21 protein-coding genes and 1 tRNA gene are annotated in these 21026 nt (G+C 67.4%); 8 read left to right on the top strand and 14 right to left on the bottom strand.

All coding sequences use genetic code 11. The features are described from left to right. Nucleotide 1 precedes the first annotated feature (1 nt). On the bottom strand, nucleotides 2-1555 hold the full coding sequence (locus tag ACCO44_RS13040) for a carboxyl transferase domain-containing protein (RefSeq protein WP_372466837.1): 1554 nt from the start codon (nucleotides 1553-1555) through the stop codon (nucleotides 2-4). Between the two features lie 111 nt (nucleotides 1556-1666). Between ACCO44_RS13040 and ACCO44_RS13045 the strand changes: the two genes are divergently transcribed. Next, nucleotides 1667-2275 (top strand): TetR/AcrR family transcriptional regulator, encoded by a 609-nt coding sequence (locus ACCO44_RS13045; RefSeq protein ID WP_029263422.1) that lies wholly within the window; start codon nucleotides 1667-1669, stop codon nucleotides 2273-2275. On the opposite strand, the gene ACCO44_RS13050 is transcribed toward ACCO44_RS13045, so the two are convergent. Genes ACCO44_RS13050 through pdhA form a run of 3 tightly spaced genes read right to left on the bottom strand, consistent with a single transcriptional unit; the run spans nucleotide 2268 to nucleotide 5754 of the window. Further along, a complete protein-coding gene (locus ACCO44_RS13050; protein ID WP_372466839.1) occupies nucleotides 2268-3629 on the bottom strand; it encodes a dihydrolipoamide acetyltransferase family protein in 1362 nt (453 codons plus the stop codon). The two genes, ACCO44_RS13045 and ACCO44_RS13050, sit on opposite strands and share 8 nt — an antisense overlap. Further along, nucleotides 3626-4636 (bottom strand): alpha-ketoacid dehydrogenase subunit beta, encoded by a 1011-nt coding sequence (locus tag ACCO44_RS13055; protein ID WP_372466840.1) that lies wholly within the window; start codon nucleotides 4634-4636, stop codon nucleotides 3626-3628. Before ACCO44_RS13055 ends, ACCO44_RS13050 begins: the two co-directional genes overlap by 4 nt. Before the next feature lie 2 nt (nucleotides 4637-4638). Beyond that, on the bottom strand, nucleotides 4639-5754 hold the full coding sequence (pdhA, locus tag ACCO44_RS13060) for a pyruvate dehydrogenase (acetyl-transferring) E1 component subunit alpha (protein ID WP_372466841.1): 1116 nt from the start codon (nucleotides 5752-5754) through the stop codon (nucleotides 4639-4641). A gap of 168 nt (nucleotides 5755-5922) precedes the next feature. Here pdhA and ACCO44_RS13065 point away from each other — a divergent pair, with 168 nt between their 5' ends. After that, nucleotides 5923-6396 carry an Lrp/AsnC family transcriptional regulator gene (locus tag ACCO44_RS13065; protein WP_029263426.1) on the top strand — a complete coding sequence of 158 codons (474 nt, stop codon included), beginning with the start codon at nucleotides 5923-5925 and terminating at the stop codon, nucleotides 6394-6396. On the opposite strand, the gene ACCO44_RS13070 is transcribed toward ACCO44_RS13065, so the two are convergent. Further along, nucleotides 6368-7267, bottom strand: coding sequence for an alpha/beta fold hydrolase (locus ACCO44_RS13070; protein WP_372466842.1), 900 nt, complete (start codon nucleotides 7265-7267; stop codon nucleotides 6368-6370). The two genes, ACCO44_RS13065 and ACCO44_RS13070, sit on opposite strands and share 29 nt — an antisense overlap. A 66-nt stretch (nucleotides 7268-7333) precedes the next feature. On the opposite strand from ACCO44_RS13070, the gene ACCO44_RS13075 reads away from it, so the two are divergent. The 3 genes from ACCO44_RS13075 (at nucleotide 7334) to ACCO44_RS13085 (ending at nucleotide 9571) form a co-directional block, all read left to right on the top strand. Beyond that, complete coding sequence (locus tag ACCO44_RS13075) at nucleotides 7334-8059, top strand: 3'-5' exonuclease (RefSeq protein ID WP_105709904.1); 726 nt, start codon at nucleotides 7334-7336, stop codon at nucleotides 8057-8059. A gap of 110 nt (nucleotides 8060-8169) precedes the next feature. Beyond that, the gene (locus ACCO44_RS13080) at nucleotides 8170-9084 is read left to right on the top strand and encodes a helix-turn-helix transcriptional regulator (RefSeq protein WP_372466844.1); all 915 of its coding nucleotides are present in this window, start codon (nucleotides 8170-8172) and stop codon (nucleotides 9082-9084) included. A gap of 169 nt (nucleotides 9085-9253) precedes the next feature. Continuing rightward, nucleotides 9254-9571 (top strand): hypothetical protein, encoded by a 318-nt coding sequence (locus ACCO44_RS13085; RefSeq protein WP_029263431.1) that lies wholly within the window; start codon nucleotides 9254-9256, stop codon nucleotides 9569-9571. A 42-nt stretch (nucleotides 9572-9613) separates the two neighbouring features. On the opposite strand, the gene ACCO44_RS13090 is transcribed toward ACCO44_RS13085, so the two are convergent. Together ACCO44_RS13090 and ACCO44_RS13095 are read right to left on the bottom strand one after the other, a co-directional pair. Next, complete coding sequence (locus ACCO44_RS13090) at nucleotides 9614-9874, bottom strand: DUF6458 family protein (RefSeq protein ID WP_029263432.1); 261 nt, start codon at nucleotides 9872-9874, stop codon at nucleotides 9614-9616. A 118-nt stretch (nucleotides 9875-9992) separates the two neighbouring features. Further along, a complete protein-coding gene (locus tag ACCO44_RS13095; protein WP_372466845.1) occupies nucleotides 9993-11213 on the bottom strand; it encodes a globin domain-containing protein in 1221 nt (406 codons plus the stop codon). Between the two features lie 21 nt (nucleotides 11214-11234). On the opposite strand from ACCO44_RS13095, the gene ACCO44_RS13100 reads away from it, so the two are divergent. After that, nucleotides 11235-11975 carry a helix-turn-helix domain-containing protein gene (locus tag ACCO44_RS13100; RefSeq protein WP_105709901.1) on the top strand — a complete coding sequence of 247 codons (741 nt, stop codon included), beginning with the start codon at nucleotides 11235-11237 and terminating at the stop codon, nucleotides 11973-11975. Here ACCO44_RS13100 and ACCO44_RS13105 read toward each other — a convergent pair. Beyond that, nucleotides 11973-12046, bottom strand: a tRNA-Ile gene (locus ACCO44_RS13105). The two genes, ACCO44_RS13100 and ACCO44_RS13105, sit on opposite strands and share 3 nt — an antisense overlap. A 30-nt stretch (nucleotides 12047-12076) precedes the next feature. Further along, on the bottom strand, nucleotides 12077-12613 hold the full coding sequence (locus tag ACCO44_RS13110; protein ID WP_372466847.1) for a gamma carbonic anhydrase family protein: 537 nt from the start codon (nucleotides 12611-12613) through the stop codon (nucleotides 12077-12079). A 130-nt stretch (nucleotides 12614-12743) separates the two neighbouring features. On the opposite strand from ACCO44_RS13110, the gene ACCO44_RS13115 reads away from it, so the two are divergent. After that, nucleotides 12744-13229, top strand: coding sequence for a Dps family protein (locus ACCO44_RS13115; RefSeq protein WP_029263436.1), 486 nt, complete (start codon nucleotides 12744-12746; stop codon nucleotides 13227-13229). A gap of 66 nt (nucleotides 13230-13295) precedes the next feature. Here the strand turns inward: ACCO44_RS13115 and ACCO44_RS13120 are convergent, their stop codons facing one another. The 5 genes from ACCO44_RS13120 to ACCO44_RS13140 are packed head-to-tail and all read right to left on the bottom strand — an operon-like array spanning nucleotide 13296 to nucleotide 18181. Further along, nucleotides 13296-14795, bottom strand: a complete 1500-nt coding sequence (locus tag ACCO44_RS13120) for an amidohydrolase (RefSeq protein WP_372466848.1) — start codon at nucleotides 14793-14795, stop codon at nucleotides 13296-13298. After that, on the bottom strand, nucleotides 14792-15433 hold the full coding sequence (locus tag ACCO44_RS13125) for an FMN-binding negative transcriptional regulator (protein WP_372466850.1): 642 nt from the start codon (nucleotides 15431-15433) through the stop codon (nucleotides 14792-14794). Before ACCO44_RS13125 ends, ACCO44_RS13120 begins: the two co-directional genes overlap by 4 nt. A gap of 39 nt (nucleotides 15434-15472) precedes the next feature. Then, a complete protein-coding gene (locus ACCO44_RS13130; RefSeq protein ID WP_262000907.1) occupies nucleotides 15473-16471 on the bottom strand; it encodes an Fpg/Nei family DNA glycosylase in 999 nt (332 codons plus the stop codon). Between the two features lies 1 nt (nucleotide 16472). Further along, a complete protein-coding gene (locus ACCO44_RS13135; protein ID WP_372466851.1) occupies nucleotides 16473-16958 on the bottom strand; it encodes a ribose-5-phosphate isomerase in 486 nt (161 codons plus the stop codon). A 38-nt stretch (nucleotides 16959-16996) separates the two neighbouring features. Beyond that, nucleotides 16997-18181, bottom strand: a complete 1185-nt coding sequence (locus ACCO44_RS13140) for a ferrochelatase (protein ID WP_372466853.1) — start codon at nucleotides 18179-18181, stop codon at nucleotides 16997-16999. A gap of 178 nt (nucleotides 18182-18359) precedes the next feature. On the opposite strand from ACCO44_RS13140, the gene pepN reads away from it, so the two are divergent. After that, entirely contained in the window at nucleotides 18360-20912 is a 2553-nt protein-coding gene (gene pepN, locus ACCO44_RS13145; RefSeq protein ID WP_372466854.1) for an aminopeptidase N, read from the top strand. Nucleotides 20913-21026: the final 114 nt, after the last annotated feature.

Raw genomic sequence — 21026 nt, forward strand, 5'->3', positions numbered from 1 at the left:
CTCACATCCGGAAGACGCCGAAGCGCGGTTCGGGCAGCGGACTGCGGGCGACGACGTCGAGCGCGAGCCCCAGCAGATCGCGGGTCTGCGCGGGATCGACGATGCCGTCGTCCCACAGCCGTGCTGTCGCGTAGTAGGGCTCCCCCTGGCGCTCGTACTGCTCACGGATCGGCGCTTCGAACTCGCCGCGCTCCTCGGCGCTCCACGACTCGCCTCGAGCGGACAGTTGATCCTCCTTCACCGTGGCGAGCACTGATGCGGCCTGCGTTCCGCCCATCACAGAGATGCGGCTCGCAGGCCAGGTCCAGAGGAACCGCGGTGAGTACGCCCGTCCGCACATCGAGTAGTTGCCCGCCCCGAACGAACCACCGATGATGACGGTGAGTTTCGGCACCCTCGTACTCGCCACGGCCGTGACCATCTTCGCGCCGTCCTTGGCGATGCCGCCTGCCTCGGCATCGGAGCCCACCATGAACCCCGTGATGTTCTGCAGGAACAGCAGTGGTATCCCCCGTTGATCGCACAGTTCGATGAAGTGCGCTCCCTTGAGTGCGGATTCGCTGAACAGCACGCCGTTGTTCGCCACGATACCCACCGGATGCCCATGGAGTCGAGCGAACCCCGTGACCAGGGTCGTGCCGTACTCGGGCTTGAACTCGAGGAACGTGTCGCCGTCGACGAGGCGCGAGATGACCTCACGCACGTCGTACGCGGCGTTCACGTCGACGGGAACGGCATCGTACAGGCTTGACGGCTCAGCGGGCGGCCGGCCGCTCAGGACCTCCCAGGCGGGTGCCGCGGGCGGCGGAAGAGTGGCGACGATGTCGCGCAGGATCTCGAGCGCATGCTCGTCGTCCTCCGCGAGATGGTCGACGACACCGCTCCGCCGTGCGTGCAGCTCACCCCCGCCGAGTTCTTCGGCGGTCACGACCTCGCCGATCGCTGCCTTCACCAGCGGCGGCCCGCCGAGGAAGATCGTTCCCTGACCGCGCACGATGACCGTCTCGTCGCTCATGGCAGGCACGTAGGCGCCTCCTGCGGTGCAGGAGCCCAGGACCGCGGCAAGCTGCGGAATCCCCTCGGCCGACATCCGCGCCTGATTGAAGAAGATCCGCCCGAAGTGCTCGCGATCGGGGAACACCTCGTCCTGTTTCGGCAGGAACGCTCCCCCCGAATCGACCAGGTACAGGCACGGCAGCCTGTTCTCGAGCGCGATCTCCTGGGCGCGCAGGTGCTTCTTGACCGTGAGGGGAAAGTACGTGCCACCCTTCACCGTCGCGTCGTTGCAGATCACCATGACGTGGCGACCGTGAACGAGTCCGATGCCGGCGATGACTCCGGCGCCGGGAGCGTCTCCCCCGTACAGACCATCGGCGGCGAGCGGGGCGACCTCGAGAAACGGGCTGCCCTCGTCGAGCACTCGCGCGACGCGATCTCGGGGCAACAGCTTGCCCCGAGACACATGGCGTTCACGGGATGCGGTCGGTCCCCCGCGCGCGGCTGCCATGAGGCGCTCGCGCAGCTCCTGCGCCAGGGACTCCTGCGTTGCGGGCATCGTGATGTCCTCCTCGACTCACGTCCGCGCGGGCGACGCCCTGGCGCGGTGCAGGCATATTCGGTTAGTGTGCACTAACCCGTTGATTCAGGTTAGCGAGGATTAACTGAGATGACAAGCCCGGTCACCGCCCGAGACCGCGCAAAGGCCGAACGGTCTGATGCGATCCTGCACGCCGCCGCACGCCTCTTCGCCGCGCGCGGATACAGCGGCGTGAGCCTGGAAGACATCGGCGCCGCCGTCGGCGTGTCCGGCCCGGCTGTCTACCGACACTTCGCCGGCAAGCAGGCATTGCTCGGCGCGGTTCTCGTCAAAGTCAGCGAGGACTTGATCAACGGCGGGCGGCGGGTGGCGGAGAACACCCCGAGCCCGGATGAGCGGATGCACGGGCTCATCACCTTCCATGTCGATTTCGCCCTCGGGAACGCCGAGGTGATCCAGGTGCAGGACCGCGACGTCGCCCACCTGTCCGAAGCGGATCGGGCAGCCGTCCGGCGGCTGCAACGCGCGTACATCGACCTCTGGATGGACGCCCTCGCGCCGCTACACACCGCGGGCGCCGGCGGAGCGGACCAGGAAGAGCTCCGCCTTCGAGTCCAAGCCTGCTTCGGCCTCATCAATTCCACGCCGCACAGCACGCGTGCGGCAGCACGGCGCCACTCCGCCACCGCGACCGTGCTGGTCGCGATGGCGGACGCCGCACTTCGCGCGACTATCTGAGAAGCATCGCCCGGCCCGGCTCCTCGAGGATGTCCGCGACATCCTTGAGGAACCGCGCGCCTTCCGCGCCGTCGACGAGCCTGTGGTCGAACGAGAGGCTGAGCGTCATCACCTGACGGAGGGCGATCTCTCCGCGGAACTCCCAGGGCTGACGACGCACGGCGCCGACCGCGAGAATCCCGGACTGGCCGGGCGGGAGGATGGGTGTGCCGGCATCGACGCCGAACACCCCGATGTTCGAGATCGAGAAGGTGCCTCCGGCCAGCTCCGCCGGCGAGGTCTTCCCCGAACGCGCGACCTCGGCGAGAGCTCTCACCGCGCCCGCGAGTTCCACCAGAGTCAGCCGCTCCGCGTCGCGGATCATCGGCACGATGAGCCCGCGATCTGTCGCGGCCGCGATCCCCAGGTCGACGTAGTGGTGCTGGACGATCTCGCCGGCAGCCTCGTCCCACCGGGAGTTGAGTCCGGGGGTGCGTCCGAGCGCGAGGCACACGGCCTTCGCCACCACTGCGAGTGGTCCGATCCGATGCTCGCTGAGTGAGCGATCGTCTCGAAGGCTCGCAAGGAGGTCCATGGTCGCCGTCACGTCCACCGTGTGGAAGACGGTCACGTGAGGTGCCGTGAAAGCGCTCTGGACCATCGCCGCGGCCGTGTGCTTGCGGACTCCGCGAATCGGTACGCGGGTCTCACGCGCCCCGTCGCCGGGAGCACCGGGCGTGAGCGGCGACGACGGGGCGGCGACGGGGACGTAAGCCGTGGCCTGACTGCGCACTCCTACCCTTTCGGCGTAGGCGTCGACGTCAGCGCGAGTGATCACCCGGTCTCCGACCTCTGCGGCCACCAGCACCAGGTCGATCCCGAGACGCTTCGCGTGTGCGCGGACCGGAGGCGTCGAGCGCGGCCGCTCCACCACGGAGTCGACCGCGGACGATGGCGTGGCGTCGTGCGGCGCAGCCTCGAGCACCGCTGTGTCGACAACCGCCGGCACCGCTCCGCTGCGACGTGCGCGACGGGCCGGTCGTCCGGTCGCGGTGGGGGCAGCGCCGTATCCGACGAGGTTCGGCTGAGCCTTCTCGGCCGCCTCCGGCATCGGCGCGGATGTGGTCTCCTCCTCACCGACGACCTCGAAGTCGATCAGTGCCGCCCCGACGGCGACCGTCTCGCCTGCTTCCGCGTGGAGGGTTGCCACCGTGCCTTCGTACGGCGACGGCAACTCGACCACGGCCTTCGCGGTCTCCACCTCGGCCAGTGTCTGGTTGAGGGCGACCGAGTCCCCCGGGGCGACCAGCCATTGCACGACCTCGGCCTCGGCCAGCCCTTCTCCGAGGTCGGGAAGACGGAATTCCGCGATCATGCTTCTGCTCCTGTCAGGCTGTTCGGCCGATCCAGTACCCGATCGACGGCGTCCAGCAGCCGGTCGAGATCAGGAAGGTGATACTTCTCGAGCTTCGCCGGCGGGTACGGCACGTCGTGGCCGGTCGCCCGCAACGGTGCCGACTCCAGATACTCGAAGCAGCGCTCCGTGATGCTCGCGATCACCTCGGCCGCGACACCGGCTTCACGAGATGCCTCGTGTGCGACCACGACCCGTCCGGTCTTCCGTACCGACGCGGCGACCGAGTCGTAGTCGACGGGCGAGAGCGAGCGCAGATCGATGACCTCCAGGGATGTCCCTTCGTCCTCCGCGGCTTCCGCGGCCTGCAGGGCGGTGGAGACCATCGCCCCATAGGTGATCAGCGTCGCATCCGTCCCTGCCCGCACGACGCGCGCCAGTCCCATCGGCGGCGCGTCCGCGAGGGGAGCTTCGAGGTCGACGTCCCCCTTGTGGTGGTAGAGCCGCTTCGGCTCGAAGAAGACCACAGGATCATCCGACGCGATCGCCTGACGCAGGCTCCGGTATGCGTCTTCGGGGTTCGACACCGCGATCACGCGGATGCCTGCCGTATGCACGAAATACGCCTCGGGAGACTCCGAGTGATGTTCCGCCGCGCCGATGCCTCCTGCCCAGGGGATCCGGATCGTGATGGGCATCTTGACCCGGCCCTGTGTGCGGTAGTGGAGCTTCGCGACCTGGGCGACGATCTGGTCGAAGGCGGGATACACGAAGCCGTCGAACTGGATCTCGACGACAGGACGATAACCGCGGAAGGCCAGGCCCACGGCTGTGCCGACGATGCCAGACTCGGCGAGCGGAGTGTCGATCACTCTCGCTGCTCCGAACTCGTCGAGAAGCCCGTCGGTGATGCGGAAGACACCACCGAGCTTGCCGATGTCCTCGCCCAGGAGCACGACCTTGTCATCGTCGCGCATGGCCTGCCGCAGGCCGGCGCCGAGCGCCTTTCCGAGAGTGAGCTCGGTCATGTTCACGCCTCGCTCTCGAAGGAGGCGAGGTACGCCGCATACTCGCCGCGCTGACGCTCGAGGCCCGTGTGGGGTTCGGCGTAGACACCGTCGAAGACCGCGAGCGGCGGACGCGTGACCATTCCGAGGCACGCAGCACGCATCTCCTTCGCGACCGCGTCGGCGGCGGCCTGAGTCTCGGCGACGTGCTCGTCGGTGAGGTCACCGCTGGCCCGGAGGTGCGCCTCCAGTCGTGCGATCGGATCGCGTCGTCGCCAGGACTCGAGCTCCTCCGCGTCGCGGTAGCGCGTCGGGTCGTCCGCCGTGGTGTGCGGCCCCATGCGATAGGTCACGGCTTCGATGTAGGCGGGGCCCTTGCCGGAGCGTGCATGCTGCAACGCCCAGCGCATGGCGGCCATGCATGCGAGCACGTCGTTCCCGTCGACACGGAGGCTCGGGATGCCGAATCCCGGAGCCCGACCCGCGATCGGGAACTGCGATTGCACGGCGACCGGCTCGGAGATCGCCCAATGGTTGTTCTGGCACACGAAGACCACCGGCGCCTGGTACGACGCCGCGAAGATCATCGCCTCGTTGACGTCGCCCTGGCTGGTCGCTCCGTCGCCGAAATAGGTCACCGCGACCTCGTCCGCACCGTCGCGCTGGATGCCCAGGGCGTATCCCACCGCGTGCAGCGTCTGTGCGCCGATGATGATCTGCAGAGGCGCGACGCCCAGCGCTGCAGGGTCGTAGGCCGCGCCCTCTTCTCCTCGCCACATGCGCACGTAGTCGCCGGGCTGGGCGCCGCGTGCGTAGATGACCCCGGTCTCCCGGTAGCTGGGGAACACGTAGTCCTCAGGAGCGAGTGCCCGCGCGGTCCCGATCTGCGTCGCCTCCTGCCCCTGGCACGGCGCCCAGAGGCCCAGCTGTCCCTGGCGTTGCAACGCGACGCCCTCGGCATCGATGCGGCGCAGGATGATCATGTCGCGCAGCAGCGACCGCAGCTGCGCAGTATCCACGTCGGCGACGAAGGGATCCAGTCGAGGGTTCGACACACGGCTCCCGTCAGGAGCCAGGATGCGTTCGGAGAGTTCGAGATCCTGGGCGGTGTCTGCGATGGGGGTGATCTGCGGTGACATCGTCGTCCTCCTCGTCGGCGGCCCTCGTGAGGCTCCGCGCGTTGACGCCGGCGTCATCACCGGCATGCTCTGAGGGTACGTCCGCTGAACACCTCGCTCAAGCATTCTTGCGAGGCTTGAGCATGTTGCTCAATTTGACGCCAAGTCCGACTGCTAGGGTTTGGCACTATGCCAGGACTCGACCGCATCGATCTCGAGCTTCTCGCCGCCCTCGCCGATGATCCGAGGATCACCATCGTCGCGCTGGCGGAGAATCTCGGGCTGTCCCGCAACACGATCCAGGCGCGGATGACACGCCTCGAGCAGAGCGGCATCTTCCTCTCCTACGAGCGATCGTTCTCGCCGGACGTCCTGGGCTTCCCCCTGCAGGCGTTCGTGAGCATCGGCGTACGCCAGACCGAACTGCCGCGTATCATCAACGAGCTCGCGCGGATCCCTGAAGTCGTACAGGCGCACGGCTTGAGCGGCTCGATCGACCTGCTCGCTCGTGTCGCGTGCAGGGACGCACGCCACCTCTTCGACACCGACGCCCGCATCCTCTCGATCGAAGGCGTCGAGCGCACGGAGACCTCGCTCGCGATGGGCGAGGTCATCCCGTTCCGGGTCGCAGGCCTTATCGGCCTCGCCCGACGGGAATCCTGAGGAACCGACGAACGGCGCCCGCCGCCTCTGCCGGCGTCTCGTAGTGGATGAGATGCCCCACCTCGGCGATCTCCACGAGTGTCGCGTCGGGGAACAGCGCCGCCAGCCTGCGTTCTGCCTCGATCGGGGTGATGTCGTCACGCTCTGCAGCGACGAGCAGGGTCGGAACATCGATCTCGCGAGCGAATTCGCGGACGTCGTGAGAGACGCTCGCGATGAAGGCGTCACGGAGCACATCCCGGTCCGAGAATCGCGAGAAATATGTGTCGTGCTGGTCGTGGATGAAACGACGGAGCGCGGGATCCCTGGTCTTGGCCATCGTGATGCTCATCACGCGGACGATGATGCGGTTGCGCAGCAGCGCGGTTCCGAGTCTCTCCGGAAGTCGGGCACCGAGAGCGTAGTAGAAAACGGCCAAGCGCGTCATGAGACCCTTCGGTCCCTCCAGCGCCGGAGCCCCGATCGGGTTCAGCAGGATCAGGCGCGGAGTCCGCAGTCCCCGGGCGACCGCCGCCGCCGTCACGATGGATCCGAAGGAGTGCCCCAGGATGATGGCGCCGGGGGCGACCGCTGCTGCGAAGTCGTCAAGCCAACCGGCATACTCGTCCAGGTCGTGTCTGCGCCCGGGCAGAGGCGCTGATTCCCCGAACCCGGGAAGATCAGGCGCGACCACACGCACCTCGGGGAGGTACGCCAACACTAGTTCGAGCCCGTGATGATCACCGCGGAAGCCGTGCACAGCGATCACCGTCGTCTCCGCCTTCTCAGGCCCGTAGACCCAGTACGCCGTGGTCGCTCCACGCACCTCTACCGCGTGGCGCTGCACGGGGAGTCGATGAAGGCGGTCCGCATAGGGGGAAGGCACGGTCATGCTCCGAGTCTACGAGTCGCCGTGCGCCTTCCCCTGGATGTCTGCGCCCGCGCATAGCGTGAAGGCATGCCATCCGGTCCCCCGCTCCCTGCGTGGCTCACCCGTGTCGGGGTGTTCGACCTGGAGACGACCGGCGTCGATGTCGAGTCCGATCGGGTGGTCACCGCGTACGTCGGTGTCCTCGATGCCGCAGGACGCGAGATCGCCGCCCGCTCCTGGCTCGCCGATCCGGGCATCCCGATCCCGGATGGCGCCAGTGCGGTGCACGGCATCACCACGGAACACGCGCGGGCGGAGGGGCGACCGTCGCCCGAAGTCGTCGCTGAGGTCACGGCGGCCCTACGGTCGCTGCTGGAGCAGAATGTGCCGGTGGTCGCGTACAACGCCGCGTACGACTTCTCGCTGCTCGCGCACGAGGCCGCCCGACATGGAATCGTCCCTCTGACCGCCCCTTCCCCCATCATCGACCCTCTGGTGATCGACAAGGCGTACGACCGATACCGCCGCGGGCGACGCACGCTCGAAGTGGTAGCCGCCCACTACGCGGTCGTGCTCGACGGCGCGCATGAGGCGTCCGCGGATGCGATCGCCGCCGGTCGTGTGGCGCAAGCCCTCGCTCGTCGCTTCTCCCTCCCCGAGACCCCGGCAGAGCTGCACACGAATCAGATCGGCTGGGCGCGCTCGCAGGCGGCCAGCCTCACGGAGTACTTCGTGAGCATCGGCCGCCTCGATCCGGAGGAATCGATCGACGGCAGCTGGCCCGTGCGATCGGCTCGAACCGCCGCCCGGTGACGGAGCCGAAAAGCTGCCGATCAGCTGATGCGCGGCCGGTCGACACACTGGGCTACGCTCCTGTCAGGCACCGCCGAGTGGGATCGCGGTGCGAGGAACAAGGAGCACCCATGCAGTTCACGTCCACCGACATCGAGCAGGTCGAGTCCACGTGGCAGCAGTTCGTTCCCTCTGCAGCGCTTCAGGATGCAGACCCTCGGCGCTTCCGGTTCGACTGGCGGTCCGAAGAGCTTCGCAGCGTCACGCTCGTCAACTACCGACTAGCGGCGCAGGTGCATTCGACGGCCGAGCCACTCGACCAGATCCTCGTGTGCCGTGTCGACGCTCCGGATGCTCGGGTCTGGTCCGCGCGCCACAGCCTCACTCCGGGCGCACCGTGGATCTCCGACGGCACCCGAGTGGAGGCGAAGTGGGACCGATCGGCCGACGTCCGCGCCCTCGTCTTCGACCGACCCGCAGCCGAAGAGCGGGCACGACAGTTGACCGGCGATGACGGCCTGAAGTTGCGCACGACCGGGCTCGCGCCGCACTCGGCCGCCGACGCGCGGCGCTGGGAGACGATGTTCGCGTATGTCGACCAGGCACTCGCCCTCTCGGGCTCCGACCCGCTGATCGCCGCCGAACTCGAACGCCATGCCCTGATGATGACCCTCTCCGCGTTCCCCACGAGCTTCACCGAGGCTCTGCGCCGCCCCGCCCAGCGGGCGGGAGCTCCGGTGGCGGTCCGCCGGGCGCTTGCCTACATGGATGAGAACGCGCACCTGCCGATCACGATCGACGATGTCGCAGCTGCCGCCTACATCTCCACGAGAGGGCTCCAGTACGCGTTCCGGCGAGCTCTCGACATCACTCCCACCGAGGCCCTCCGCCGGGCACGACTCGAGGGCGCCCGCAGAGACCTCCAGCACGGCAACGGGCGCTCGGTCGGCGATGTCGCGCGCCGCTGGGGTTTCAGCCACTCGTCACGCTTCGCCACTGCATACCAGCAGGCCTTCGGCACACCGCCGTCGCTGATCCCGGGGTGACACCCGGCGAAGAGTCTGTTCGCATTCTGCGGCGGGTCGCGACGCCGGCACGGTGCGAGCTGAAGTCCTTGGCTAGAGTTCGAGTACCCGGACTCCCTCGGTCCGTGGCCACACTGTCGAGGAGTCGCATGACCCGTGCCACCCATCCCATCGCTATGTTCGTTCGCTGATGGGGAGCCTGTACTACGGCGACACGCAGACTCCGATCCAGATCGACGATCGCGCGCTCGCGCATCTGAAAGTCGTTATCGCCACCAAGCTACGACGCAACGAGAGCTTCACGCTCTCATGGCGGCATCCCGAAGGCGATGCTCCCGGGCGCTCGACGCTCTGGCTGCACCCGTCGATCCCTCTCCGGTTCGTCTTTCAGGAACCGGAATCGCCGGACTTGAGCCGGAAGTGGATCGAGGAACTCGCGCACTCGGCTAGCTCCAGCGGAGGCATCACACTCATCGAGGAGCATCTCGAGAGCAGCCCCGCGGAGTGATGGCGTCCGACGACCGCGATCGTCGGACGCCATCCGCAGTCCTCACACCGCGTCGTCACCGCTGGAGCTGACGGAGCGACGAGTCGTGGGTTCGCCCGTGGCCGGGTCGACGAACGTTCGCGAGACCGTCTCCGTCCTGCGGCGACGCGCGAGCAGCACGATGCCGATGAGGAAGATGACGACGCCGGCGCCCATCAGGATGTACCCGACCATGTCGAGGTCGACCCATTGGATGTCGACGTTCACCGCGAAGACGAGGATCGCCCCGATCACGAAGAGCGCGATTCCGCTGCCGATGCTCATGGTGCCTCCCGTTCTGCGACGCTATGCCGCACGTGGGAAGAATGTCGCCTGAGGAGGGCGCCAGGGAGGGGCTTGACAGCGGCCTCTGTCCGGGTCGCACGATATCCCGGTGCGGCGATCAGGCCGCTTCGACAGTCGGCTGTTGCGCCCAGAGATCTGGTCCGAACACCTCGTAGGAGATCCGCTCCGGCGGGACGCCGCGCGCCAGGAGTGTGGATCGACATGTACGCATGAAGTCCAAGGGCCCACACATGAAGACGTCCGCATCGTCCGGCAGCTCGACGGCGGCGAGGTCCATGCGCCCCGACAACGCGGGTCGAAGAGTCGGCGCCGATCCCGCATCGTCTCGATACCAGTTCTGCGCACGGGCGTCTTCCATCGCCAGCACCTGCCTGCGCAACGACGCGTAGAGCACGTGAGTGTCGTGCGAGCGATCGGCATGGAACAGGCGCACGGTGCGCGCCGGGGAGTGGCGCGAGAGGTCTTCGACGATCGCGGCGACCGGGGTGATGCCGATACCGGCGGATACCAGGACGAGCGGAGTCTCATCGTGGTCGACGACGACATCGCCAGCAGGTTGCGACACGTCGAGCAGCGTTCCCGGATGTGCGTTCTCGTGCAACCATGTCGAGACCTGGCCGTCAGGCGTGCGCCCGTTTGCTCGCACACGCTTGATCGTCACGCGCAGCGAGTCGCTGCGGGGACCGGACGAGATCGTGTACTGGCGCGGCTGGCGCGATCCATCCGGTAGATCGACGGCGATGGCCACGTACTGCCCCGCGCGGTGGGTCGCGACATCTCCGGAGACCGGAGCGAGGAGGAGCGACACGACGTCAGCCGATTCCTCGACCCGTTCCACCACTCGATGCTTCCGCCAGGGGTGATCGGGATCGGTGCCGCCGAGGGCATAGAGCTTCGCCTCTTCCGCGATCAGCGAGCATCCGAAGAGCCAGTAGACCTCGTCCCATGCGGCCCTGATCTCCGGCGTGACGGCGTCGCCAAGTACGGTTCCGACCGCATCGAGGAGGTGATGGCCGACGATCGTGTATTGGCGCGCCTTGATGCCCAGCGAGACATGTTTGTGCGCGATTCGACGCATCACCGGTGCGAAGTCGGGTGCCTCGGGGTCGATCAGCTGCACGGCGAATGCGACAATCGATGCCGCAAGGGCCTTCGGCTGCTCTCCGATCGCCTGATTCGCCCGGTTGAACACTCGGAGCAACTCCGGATGCACGGCGAACATCTCGCGGTAGAAGAGAGTGGTGATCTCGTCGGCATGCTCTGCGACGACCCCCGCGGTCGCTCGGACGATCGCCTCGGATTCTGATGTGAGTCTCATGGCTTTCCGCCCCTCATCGTGATGGTTGTTCCACCATCTCGAGTCGTCGCGGACATCGCATTCCGTTCTACCGGTTTATTTCCGGTCGAACGTGAGACCGACGGTCGTCTCCCCGTCTACTCTCGCCACATGCCCCGCCGCGCCCATGACTTCCGCGGGCTGACACAACCCCGTCGGCTCCAATTGCTCCACGCCATCCAGCAGACCCCCGGACGCTCAGCAGGTGAGTTGGCGGAGCAATGCGGAATACCCCTCAACACCGTGCGTGATCATGTGCGGGTGCTCGAGGACGAAGGGCTGATCTGCAGTGAGACTCTGGTCCTGGGCAAGCGTGGCCGTCCGCCAGTGGTGTTTCACCCGGTTCACGACACCGCATCGAGCGCCGTGGCGCGCGCTCGCGTCGCGGGGGCTATCTCGCGGGGGCGCATGCTGCGGGCGATGTCGTGCGAGACCCCGCACGAGCTCGAGGCCGATGCGCTGCGTCAGGTCGATGTGCTCTACGAGCATCTCGATGATGCCGGCCTGAACCCGGTCGTCGACGAGAGGGCCCTACGATTCGACCTCACCCCGTGTCAGTATCACGACCTGCTCGTCGCGGATCAGGAGCTCGTCTGCGGTGTACATGCTCAGCTGGTGAGGGACGTTCTCCGCCACAGTGACGGCCCGCTCGAGGTGAAACTTCTCGAGCCGTTCGTCACGAGTCACACCTGCCGTCTGTTCCTCACGCGTGGCGACGCACGAATCGCTGAAGGTGAAGCGTAGGGCGGGCGGGACTTGAACCCGCGATCGTTGGGTTATGAGCCCACTGCCTTAACCAGCTTGGCCACCGCCCCTTACGTCTCTCAGCCTAGCGGCCGAGACGGTCACGCCCGGGTAGCCGCGGAGTGGTTCCGCGAGTGCACGAGGTAGATATCGGCATTGGCGATCAGACCCTCTCGCTCCTCGTCGCTGAGCCCCCGACGCACCTTCGCGGGGACCCCGGCCACCAGCGAACCAGCCGGGATCTCCGCCTCGCCGAGCACGACCGCACCCCCGGCGATCAGACACCCGGCACCGATCCTCGCTCCGCTGAGTATCACGGCGCCCATGCCGATGAGCGTGCCGTCGCCGATCGTGCAACCGTGCACGACCGCGTTGTGGCCGATGGACACCTTTGCGCCGACCGATACGGGGTGGTCGGAATCCACGTGCACCGAGACGTTGTCCTGCACGTTGGAGTCCGGTCCGATGAAGATTCCTGCAGAGTCGCCGCGGAGCACGGCGTTGTACCAGACGCTGGCGCCGGCCGCGAGCGAGACGTTTCCGATGATGCGGGCGCCCTCCGCGACGAACGCCGTGTCAGCGATCGACGGGACGCTGTTCGGCAGGGCGAGGACGGAAGCTCCGGCAGCGATGCTCATGAGGCGAGGCTACCCGAATGCCCGCGGAATCATGCGGAAGTGAGCCCAGCCTCAGCTTGCTTGCGGAATGTCTCAGCCTGAGTAGCGTTGCATACATCAGATACGCGATTTCCCTCCGGAGGAGCACAAGATGAGCAAGGCACAGACCGTTTCCACCACCGCCATCGACCCGACCGTGGCTGCAGGGGCGGCCCAGTTCCTCTCCCCTGTCGTGCTCGGCCTCCAGGCGCTCACCGTCAACGGCAAGCAGGCGCACTGGCACGTGCGCGGCGCCAACTTCGTCGGCGTCCACGAGCTTCTCGACACGATCGTCGCGCATGCCGGCGACTTCGCCGACACTGCCGCCGAGCGGATCGTCGCCCTCGGCCTGCCGATCGACGCCCGTGTCAGCGCCGTGGCTGAGAAGGCCGGCGCGACCACCGTCCCCGCGGGCTTCACCCAGTCGGACGAGCTGATCCGCGCCGTGATCGCCGACATCGACGCGATCCTGGTCGATGTCAAGGCTGCCGTCGAGGGGCTCGACGAGGTCGACCTCACCAGCCAGGACGTCGCGATCGAGATTCAGCGCGGCCTCGAGAAGGACCGCTGGTTCCTCGTCTCGCACATCGCCGCCTGATCATCCACCGCAGAAGGGCCGGTTCTCCGTCATCGGAGGACCGGCCCTACTGCGTGATGGAGCGGACTACGAACCCGCGTGGGTGCGGCGCCCGGCGAGCAACGTGGCCCAGACCGGCATCCCGCGCAGCGTCTCCCCGCTCGCCACGAGGGGGTCCGCGCCACACACGACGATGTCGGCGGGCTCTCCCGGTCGCAGCGAGGTGCGCACGCTCGCCTCGAGCGCCTGACCGATCGTGATCCGCTCTTCGGGATGCCAGGGTGCCCGATCGTCCTCCGTCCGCGACACCGCCGCGGAGATGGCCTGCCATGGATCGAGGGGGGCGACGGGCGCGTCGGAACCGAAGCGCATCTCGGCCCCCGCATCGCGCAGCGAAGCCAACGGATAGCCGATCGCGGTCTGCCCACTCCACAGCCGGTCCACGAGCTCACGGTCGTCGACGGCATGCTGTGGCTGGACGCTCGCAACGACCCCGAGGCGTCCGAAGCGCGCCAAATCCGCGTGCCGCACGAGCTGCACATGCTCGATCGAGCCCACAGCCCCGGTTGTGGTGAAGGCGTCCAGTGCCGACGTCACGGCACGGTCGCCGATCGCATGCACGGCCACCGCCAACCCCGCGCCTGCCGCTCGTGTCAGCAGGTCGACGAGCTCGTCGGAGGGCACCGTCAGCATGCCGAAGTTGTCAGGATCGTGCGGGTAGGGGTGCGAGCACGCGGCCGTCCTCGTGCCCAGAGACCCATCGGTGATCACCTTCAGCGGTCCCATGTGGACGAGACCGCGGCCCGCTGCGGGCGCATCAGGCTCCTCATGCGGCTCGCCGGTGCGGAGCCCTGCGGCGATCGCCCGATCGAGATCGAACGGATACACGGCGAACTCCACGCGATGCGCGGCGAAGCCATCCCGGATCCGGCGCGGCCATGCATCGGCACCCCAGGCCATGTCGAAGTCGACGACACCCGTGACACCCCGTGCGGCCGCCTGCTCGCCGGCTCGCCGCATCGCGCTGTCGCCGTGCGCGGCGTCGACTGCATTCAATCGACGCGAGATCTCGAAGGCATCCGTCTCACGGAGCAGGCCGTCGTCGCTTCGGAAACCCTCACGCGCAAGCGCTGCAGAGTTCAGCCAGACGCTGTGCACATCCGCGTTGATCAGGTAAGTGGGGACCGCACCGGTGGCAGCGTCCAGAAGCTCGAGGGTCGGCCGATCCGGCCAGAGAGCATCACGGAACCCGGTGCCGACGCGGCGCCCGTCCGGCAAGGGGACGACACCGCTCATCGCGTGCGCCGCAGCCGCCGCGGAGACCGCGTGACCCAACGGAGCGCGCTCCGCGGTCAGCGCCCACTGGACGGTGTGGACGTGGTTGTCCCAGAGCCCGGGGACCGCCCACGCTCCTTCGACATCGAGCACCTCCCCCCGCGAGGGAAGCGCTCCGGTGGGGGCGATATCGGCGATGAGCCCGTCGGCGATGTGGATGTCGACGGGCTCATCGTCGATCAGGAACTCACGACCGGGGCCGACGATCCTCGTAGCCCTGATCGTGCCGATCACCGCGTCGCCATCTGTCATCGCCGCCCTCCGGTCCTGGCATCCTGGGCACGTCGCATCTCTTCCGCGAGAGCCGGGTTCGAATACGGACCGTCCGACCGGAGGGCGCTGATCACCGTCTCGATCGTCTCGACCGGCTTGTTCTGGCTGAGCTTGCGCTTCGCGACCACACGGGTGGGCGTCAGTCGGAACCCCACTGTGCCGGCAGCGAGTCGCTGGACGAAAGCGGCATCGTTCGGTCGTTCCCACATCAGCTTCGGCTCCGGCATCCGCGACTCGAATCGTGCGACGAGCTGATCCAGTACCACCAGGTTCTCTTCGTCGGAGAGGATCTCCGGCACACCGGCGAGGTGCACGGCGGTGTAGTTCCACGTCGGCACCGCCTGCACGTCGCCGTACCAGCCGGGCGACACGTAGCCGTGCGGCCCCTGGAACACGACGAGGAGCTCGCGCTCCCCCATACCGTGGATGAGGTCGTCCGGGCGGCCGACGTGCCCGACGATGGTGAGGTCGTCGCGTGTCTCGTCCAGAAGCACCGCGTAGTGCGAAGCGACGAGACCGTCATCACCGGCGCTCATGATCGTCGCCCAGGGGCTCATCTCGATCACCCGGCGAATCTCGGCCTCGTCGGCGAGCGTGAAGCTCGGATTCTGTCGCATGCGATCAGCCTAGAACGGAAGCGGGGGTGCACAGTCCGGTCACGCCTGACAGCGCGGGCACCAGTACAGCTTGCGAGCGCCGATCTCCTCGAGGGCGATCTCCGTGCCACAGACCCGGCACGGGAGCCCCGCCCGGTGATACACCCAGTGCCGGTCGTCGCGGTTCGCCATCGCGGCGCGGTAGTCCTCGCCCGTGAGACCGTCCATCGTCATCATCTGGCCGGTCTCGACGCCGATCGCCAGCAGTCGCACCCAATCGTGCCAGAGCGCGCGCACGACCTCTTCCGGAACGTCTCGACCCGGAGTATGCGGGTTCAACCGCTGCCGATAGAGCATCTCGGCGCGGTATACGTTCCCGATCCCGCTGACGACGGACTGGTCCATGAGAAGCAAGGCGATTACCGTCGACTTCTTCCCGACCGCCCGGACGAACCGCTCCTCATTCTCGACCGGGTCCCCGACCAGCGGGTCGGGCCCGAGCTTCGCGACCGTCGCCAGCATCTCCTCCGGCGTCTGGAGCACGCATGCCGTCGGGCCACGCAGGTCGGCGGCGGTGATGTCGGTCATGAGGCGCAGACGAACCTGTCCCACGACCGGAGGCGGCCATTCGAGCCCCTCATCGGCGAGGCCCTTCGTCTGCTCCGACATGCGGACGTGCACCCTCGTGCGGCGTGGTGCCCCGATGGACGCGAGGGAGTTCTCGCCGGCATCATCCAGGATGGGGTCGTCGAGGACGGTGCCGCGCTGATTCGTCTGCCCCATCCGCCCATTGGCGGAGGCTATCGTCGGATCGACGATGATCTCACCGGCGAAGTCCCAGGCACCGTAGAGACCGAGGTGCACCCGCAGCCAGAGGTCGCCCTCCGTCTCGAGGAACATCTGCTTGCCGACGGCCTGCACACTCACCGCCGCACGTCCGTCGAGAACCGCGGCTCCCTCGGCGAACCGTCCCTGTGGACTGGACGCGCTCAGGGTCTTGCCCACGAAGTTGCGATCGAACTGTCGTGCGATCCGGTGAACGGAATGGCCCTCGGGCATGTCAGCCCCGCGGATCCGGTAGCAGGGACCCGTCGCGCTCGAAGTCCGCGATCTGCCCGATCCGCCGCACATGGCGTTCATCACCCGAGAACGGTGTCTGGATGAACCGGTCGATGAACGAGGTCACCTCGTCGAAGGTGTGCTGCCTCGCGCCGATCGAGATGACGTTCGCGTCGTTGTGCTCGCGGGCGAGCTCGGCCGTCGACAGGTTCCAGACCAGAGCGGCCCGCACCCCCGCAACCTTGTTCGCGGCGATCTGCTCACCGTTCCCCGAACCGCCGAAGACCACACCGAGGGCCTCGACACCGTCGCACTGGTCGGCGATGACCGCCTGCGCCGCGCGGATGCAGAACGCCGGGTAGTCGTCGACCGCGTCGTACTCGATCGGGCCATGATCGACGACCTCATGCCCCGCAGCGCGCAGGTGCTCTTGCAACTGCGTGGAGAAGTCGAGTCCCGCATGGTCGGTGGCGATGTGGATGCGCATGACTCCCATCCTAGAAGCGGCGCGGATCGGCTCCGAGGTCATGGGGCGATGCCGGCGGCGGCGGGCTTGAACCCCGCACGGATGTTCTCACAGCACCCGGGTCGGCAGACGTCGAAGCCGCCGGGGAGCGTCGTGACATGGGCACGCTCCTCGTTGGGGCGACCTTGGAGACGTTCCTGGATCAGGTCGACGATGCCGTCGACGAATGCCGGTGAGACACCGGGCGTGGGGGTTCGCGTGAAGGCGAGTCCGGCCTCTTCCGCGGCCTCCGCGGCCTCGGTGTCGAGGTCCCACAGGACCTCCATGTGATCGCTCATGAAACCGACGGGGACGACCGCCACTGCCTTGCGTCCGCGGTCGGGCAGTTCACCGATCACGTCGCACACGTCGGGCTCGAGCCACGGCTGCGAGGCGGGGCCGGACCGGGACTGGTAGACGAGCTCCCACGAGACGTCGGCCGCTGCGGGAACCGTCTGGCGAACCCGATCCATGACCCAGGCAGCCACGGCGAGATGCTGAGCGGCGTACGCGCCTCCCTCTCCCCAGTCGATGTCTCGCGCGCCGGAGCGCTCCGCGTCGGCCGTCGGGATGCTGTGGGTGGAGAAGAGGATCTGGATGTCCGCCGCCACGATGCCGTCGGCCAGGAAGCCTTGGACAGCCTCACGGACTCCCGTCTCGAACGCCTCCACGAAACCGGGGTGGTCGTAGAAAGGCCGGATCTTGTCGATCGTCACGGTCTCCCCGAGCCCGGTCTCCTCCAGGATGCGAGCGAAGTCCTCGCGGTACTGACGGCAGCTGGAGAACGAACTGTAGGCGCTGGTGGCGAAGGCCAGCAGCGTGTTGTGACCATTGGTCGAGGCCTCGGTCACGACCTCTTCGAGATACGGAGCCCAGTTGCGGTTGCCCCAGTAGACGGGGAGCGTGATGCCGCGTGCGGCGAGGGCGTTCTCGAGGGCTTCCTTGAGCACGCGGTTCTGTCCGTTGATCGGACTCACCCCGCCGAAATGCCGGTAGTGGTGCGCGACCTCCTCGAGCCGTTCGTCGGGGATTCCTCGACCGCGGGTCACGTTGCGCAGGAACGGGATGACATCTTCCTGACCCTCGGGCCCCCCGAAGCCCGCGAGGAGGATCGCGTCATAGGCGACCGGCGTGGTCACGAAGGGTGCACCACCGGCGGCAGCAGGCGAGGCAAAGGGAACGGCATTCGGCTCGATCGCAGTCACCCCTCCATCCTTTCACCTCGGCGGAGCAAAGGTGTCCGTGCAGCGCCGTTTCTATGCCGCAGCCCTCCCGAGTGCGATGCGAGGGGCCAGCTCCCGCACTGGCGTAGGCTGTCATGGTTGCCGTCGGCGCCAACTGCGCCGACCCCGGTGACATCCCCTCACCCCTGGGAGTAAAGCTGTGCCTGGAGAGAACCTCACCCGCATCGAAGCGCAGGAGCGCCGCGACGTCATCGACACTCAGTCCTATGAAGTCGCCCTCGATCTGACCAAGGGTGCCGAGATCTTCGGCTCCCGGAGCGTGGTGCGCTTCACCGCGACTCCGGAGAGCTTCACCTTCATCGACCTGATCGCCCGGGACGTGCGTGAGATCTCCCTCAACGGCGAGCAGCTCGATCCGAACGAGGTCTTCGCCGACTCTCGCATCGCGCTCAGCGGGCTGCAGGCCGAGAACGTGCTGGTCGTCGATGCCGACTGCCTCTACACGAACACGGGCGAGGGCCTCCACCGTTTCGTCGACCCGGTCGACGAAGAGGTCTACCTCTACTCGCAGTTCGAGGTCCCGGACTCACGTCGCGTGTTCGCGGTGTTCGAGCAGCCCGATCTCAAGGCGACGTTCCAGTTCACCGTGACGGCGCCGGCGGCATGGAAGGTCATCTCCAACTCCCCCACGCCCGAGCCCATCGTGCACGACGACGACACGACGGCGACCTGGGGCTTCGAGCCGACCCCACGCATCTCCTCGTACATCACCGCGCTCGTCGCCGGACCCTACGAGTCCACGTTCTCGGAGCTCACCAGCGCCTCGGGCCGTGTGATCCCCCTCGGCGTCTACGGACGCAAGAGCCTGTGGCAGCACCTCGATGCCGACTACATCTTCGACAAGACCCGCGAGGGTTTCGCTTACTACGAGTCGAAGTTCGGGGTTCCGTACCCGTTCGCCAAGTACGACCAGCTCTTCGTCCCGGAGTTCAACGCGGGAGCGATGGAGAACGCAGGAGCCGTCACCTTCACCGAGACCTATGTCTTCCGCAGCAAGGTCACCGACGCCGTCAAGGAGCGCCGCGTCGTGACGATCCTGCATGAGCTCGCACACATGTGGTTCGGCGACCTCGTCACGATGAAGTGGTGGAACGATCTCTGGCTGAACGAGTCGTTCGCCGAATGGGCGTCGACCATCGCCACCGCCGAAGCCACCGAGTGGACCGAGGCGTGGACGACGTTCAACGCCATGGAGAAGACCTGGGCCTATCGACAGGACCAGCTCCCCTCGACCCACCCGATCGTCGCGGAGATCAACGACCTGGAAGACGTGCAGGTCAACTTCGACGGCATCACCTACGCGAAGGGCGGATCGGTCCTGAAGCAGCTGGCCGCCTGGGTCGGCATCGAGGCGTTCTTCGCCGGTGTGTCGCAGTACTTCCAGAAGCACTCCTGGGGCAACACCGAACTCAGTGACCTGCTTGCGGAGCTCGAGGCCACCAGCGGTCGCGACCTCAGCACATGGTCGAAGAAGTGGCTGGAGACGGCAGGCGTCAACACGCTCGAGCCGGTCATCGCGGAGGACCACGACGGCACGATCTCGCGCTTCGCCATCACGCAGACGGCCCCGGCGGACTACCCCACCATCCGACCGCACCGACTGGGCATCGGCTTCTACACGCTGACCGACGGTGCACTCACCCGCACGCACTACCTCGAGGTCGACGTCGACGGCGACCGCACCGAGGTGCCGGAGCTGCAGGGCATCGCCCGCCCCGACCTCGTGCTGCTCAACGATGAGGACCTCGCCTACGCGAAGATCCGCCTCGACGAGAAGTCGCTCGCCACCGCGATCGCTCACCTGGCCGACATCCACGATCCGCTCGCCCGCTCGCTCGTGTGGGGTGCCGCGTGGGATCAGACGCGGGATGCGGAGACGGCGGCTTCCGCCTACATCGACCTCGTGCTGGGGAACATCGGCCGGGAGACCGAGTCGACGACCGTGCGCACCACGCTCGCTCAGCTGCGGACGGCCGCCACGCTCTACGTCGCCCCGGCTGAGCGAGAGACCGCTCGTCTCAAGGTCGCCGACGGATTGTGGAGCCTGGCGGAGTCGGCCGAGCCGGGCAGCGACAGCCAGCTGCAGTTCGTCACCGCCTTCGCGAATGCCCTGGTGACTCCGGAGCACGCGGGAATCGTGGGCCGTCTGCGCTCCGGTGAGGACACGCTTCACGGTCTGGAGATCGACGCAGACCTGAACTGGCAGCTGCTCGTGGGTCTCGCGACCATCGGCGCCACCGATGCCGCGGCGATCGATGCCGCTCTGGCGGCGGACAACACCGCCAAGGGCGGGGAATTCGCCGCGCAGGCGCGGGCGTCTCTGCCCGACTCGGCGTCCAAGAAAGCGGCCTGGGCTTCGCTCATCGAGCGCGACGATGCTCCCAACACGATCGTTCGCTCCGCCGCGCTCGGTTTCACGCATCCTGCCGGCGCCGCCGTACTGGGCGAGTTCGTCCCCGCCTACTTCGACATGCTGCTCCCCATCTGGGAGTCGCGCACCTACCAGATCGCTCAGTACCTGATCGTCGGGCTCTTCCCGACGGCTCTCGCCGACGGGGCGCTTCGTGACGCGACGCGCTCGTGGCTGGCGGCCAACCAGGATGCTGCGCCGGCGCTTCGACGCCTGGTGCTCGAGAACCTCGCGGACGTCGAGCGCGCACTCGCCGCACAGGCACGCGACGCGGAGGACTGAGCGCTCCGCCTCAGCCGCCACCGGCTCTCGAAACGGAGACCACCCACCTCGCTCTCGGAGTGTCCCGCGCGGACGCGACGCAGCGGACGTGGATGGTCTCCGTTTTCGCACGGC

It is taken from the genome of Microbacterium maritypicum (genome assembly GCF_041529975.1).
GTDB lineage: Bacteria > Actinomycetota > Actinomycetes > Actinomycetales > Microbacteriaceae > Microbacterium.

Coding starts and splice junctions, on each gene's coding strand:
- ACCO44_RS13040 (WP_372466837.1), bottom strand. CDS start 1,555: ATGCCCGCAACGCAGGAGTCCCTGGCGCAGGAGCTGCGCGAGCGCCTC.
- ACCO44_RS13045 (WP_029263422.1), top strand. CDS start 1,667: ATGACAAGCCCGGTCACCGCCCGAGACCGCGCAAAGGCCGAACGGTCT.
- ACCO44_RS13050 (WP_372466839.1), bottom strand. CDS start 3,629: ATGATCGCGGAATTCCGTCTTCCCGACCTCGGAGAAGGGCTGGCCGAG.
- ACCO44_RS13055 (WP_372466840.1), bottom strand. CDS start 4,636: ATGACCGAGCTCACTCTCGGAAAGGCGCTCGGCGCCGGCCTGCGGCAG.
- pdhA (WP_372466841.1), bottom strand. CDS start 5,754: ATGTCACCGCAGATCACCCCCATCGCAGACACCGCCCAGGATCTCGAA.
- ACCO44_RS13065 (WP_029263426.1), top strand. CDS start 5,923: ATGCCAGGACTCGACCGCATCGATCTCGAGCTTCTCGCCGCCCTCGCC.
- ACCO44_RS13070 (WP_372466842.1), bottom strand. CDS start 7,267: ATGACCGTGCCTTCCCCCTATGCGGACCGCCTTCATCGACTCCCCGTG.
- ACCO44_RS13075 (WP_105709904.1), top strand. CDS start 7,334: ATGCCATCCGGTCCCCCGCTCCCTGCGTGGCTCACCCGTGTCGGGGTG.
- ACCO44_RS13080 (WP_372466844.1), top strand. CDS start 8,170: ATGCAGTTCACGTCCACCGACATCGAGCAGGTCGAGTCCACGTGGCAG.
- ACCO44_RS13085 (WP_029263431.1), top strand. CDS start 9,254: ATGGGGAGCCTGTACTACGGCGACACGCAGACTCCGATCCAGATCGAC.
- ACCO44_RS13090 (WP_029263432.1), bottom strand. CDS start 9,874: ATGAGCATCGGCAGCGGAATCGCGCTCTTCGTGATCGGGGCGATCCTC.
- ACCO44_RS13095 (WP_372466845.1), bottom strand. CDS start 11,213: ATGAGACTCACATCAGAATCCGAGGCGATCGTCCGAGCGACCGCGGGG.
- ACCO44_RS13100 (WP_105709901.1), top strand. CDS start 11,235: ATGGTTGTTCCACCATCTCGAGTCGTCGCGGACATCGCATTCCGTTCT.
- ACCO44_RS13110 (WP_372466847.1), bottom strand. CDS start 12,613: ATGAGCATCGCTGCCGGAGCTTCCGTCCTCGCCCTGCCGAACAGCGTC.
- ACCO44_RS13115 (WP_029263436.1), top strand. CDS start 12,744: ATGAGCAAGGCACAGACCGTTTCCACCACCGCCATCGACCCGACCGTG.
- ACCO44_RS13120 (WP_372466848.1), bottom strand. CDS start 14,795: ATGACAGATGGCGACGCGGTGATCGGCACGATCAGGGCTACGAGGATC.
- ACCO44_RS13125 (WP_372466850.1), bottom strand. CDS start 15,433: ATGCGACAGAATCCGAGCTTCACGCTCGCCGACGAGGCCGAGATTCGC.
- ACCO44_RS13130 (WP_262000907.1), bottom strand. CDS start 16,471: ATGCCCGAGGGCCATTCCGTTCACCGGATCGCACGACAGTTCGATCGC.
- ACCO44_RS13135 (WP_372466851.1), bottom strand. CDS start 16,958: ATGCGCATCCACATCGCCACCGACCATGCGGGACTCGACTTCTCCACG.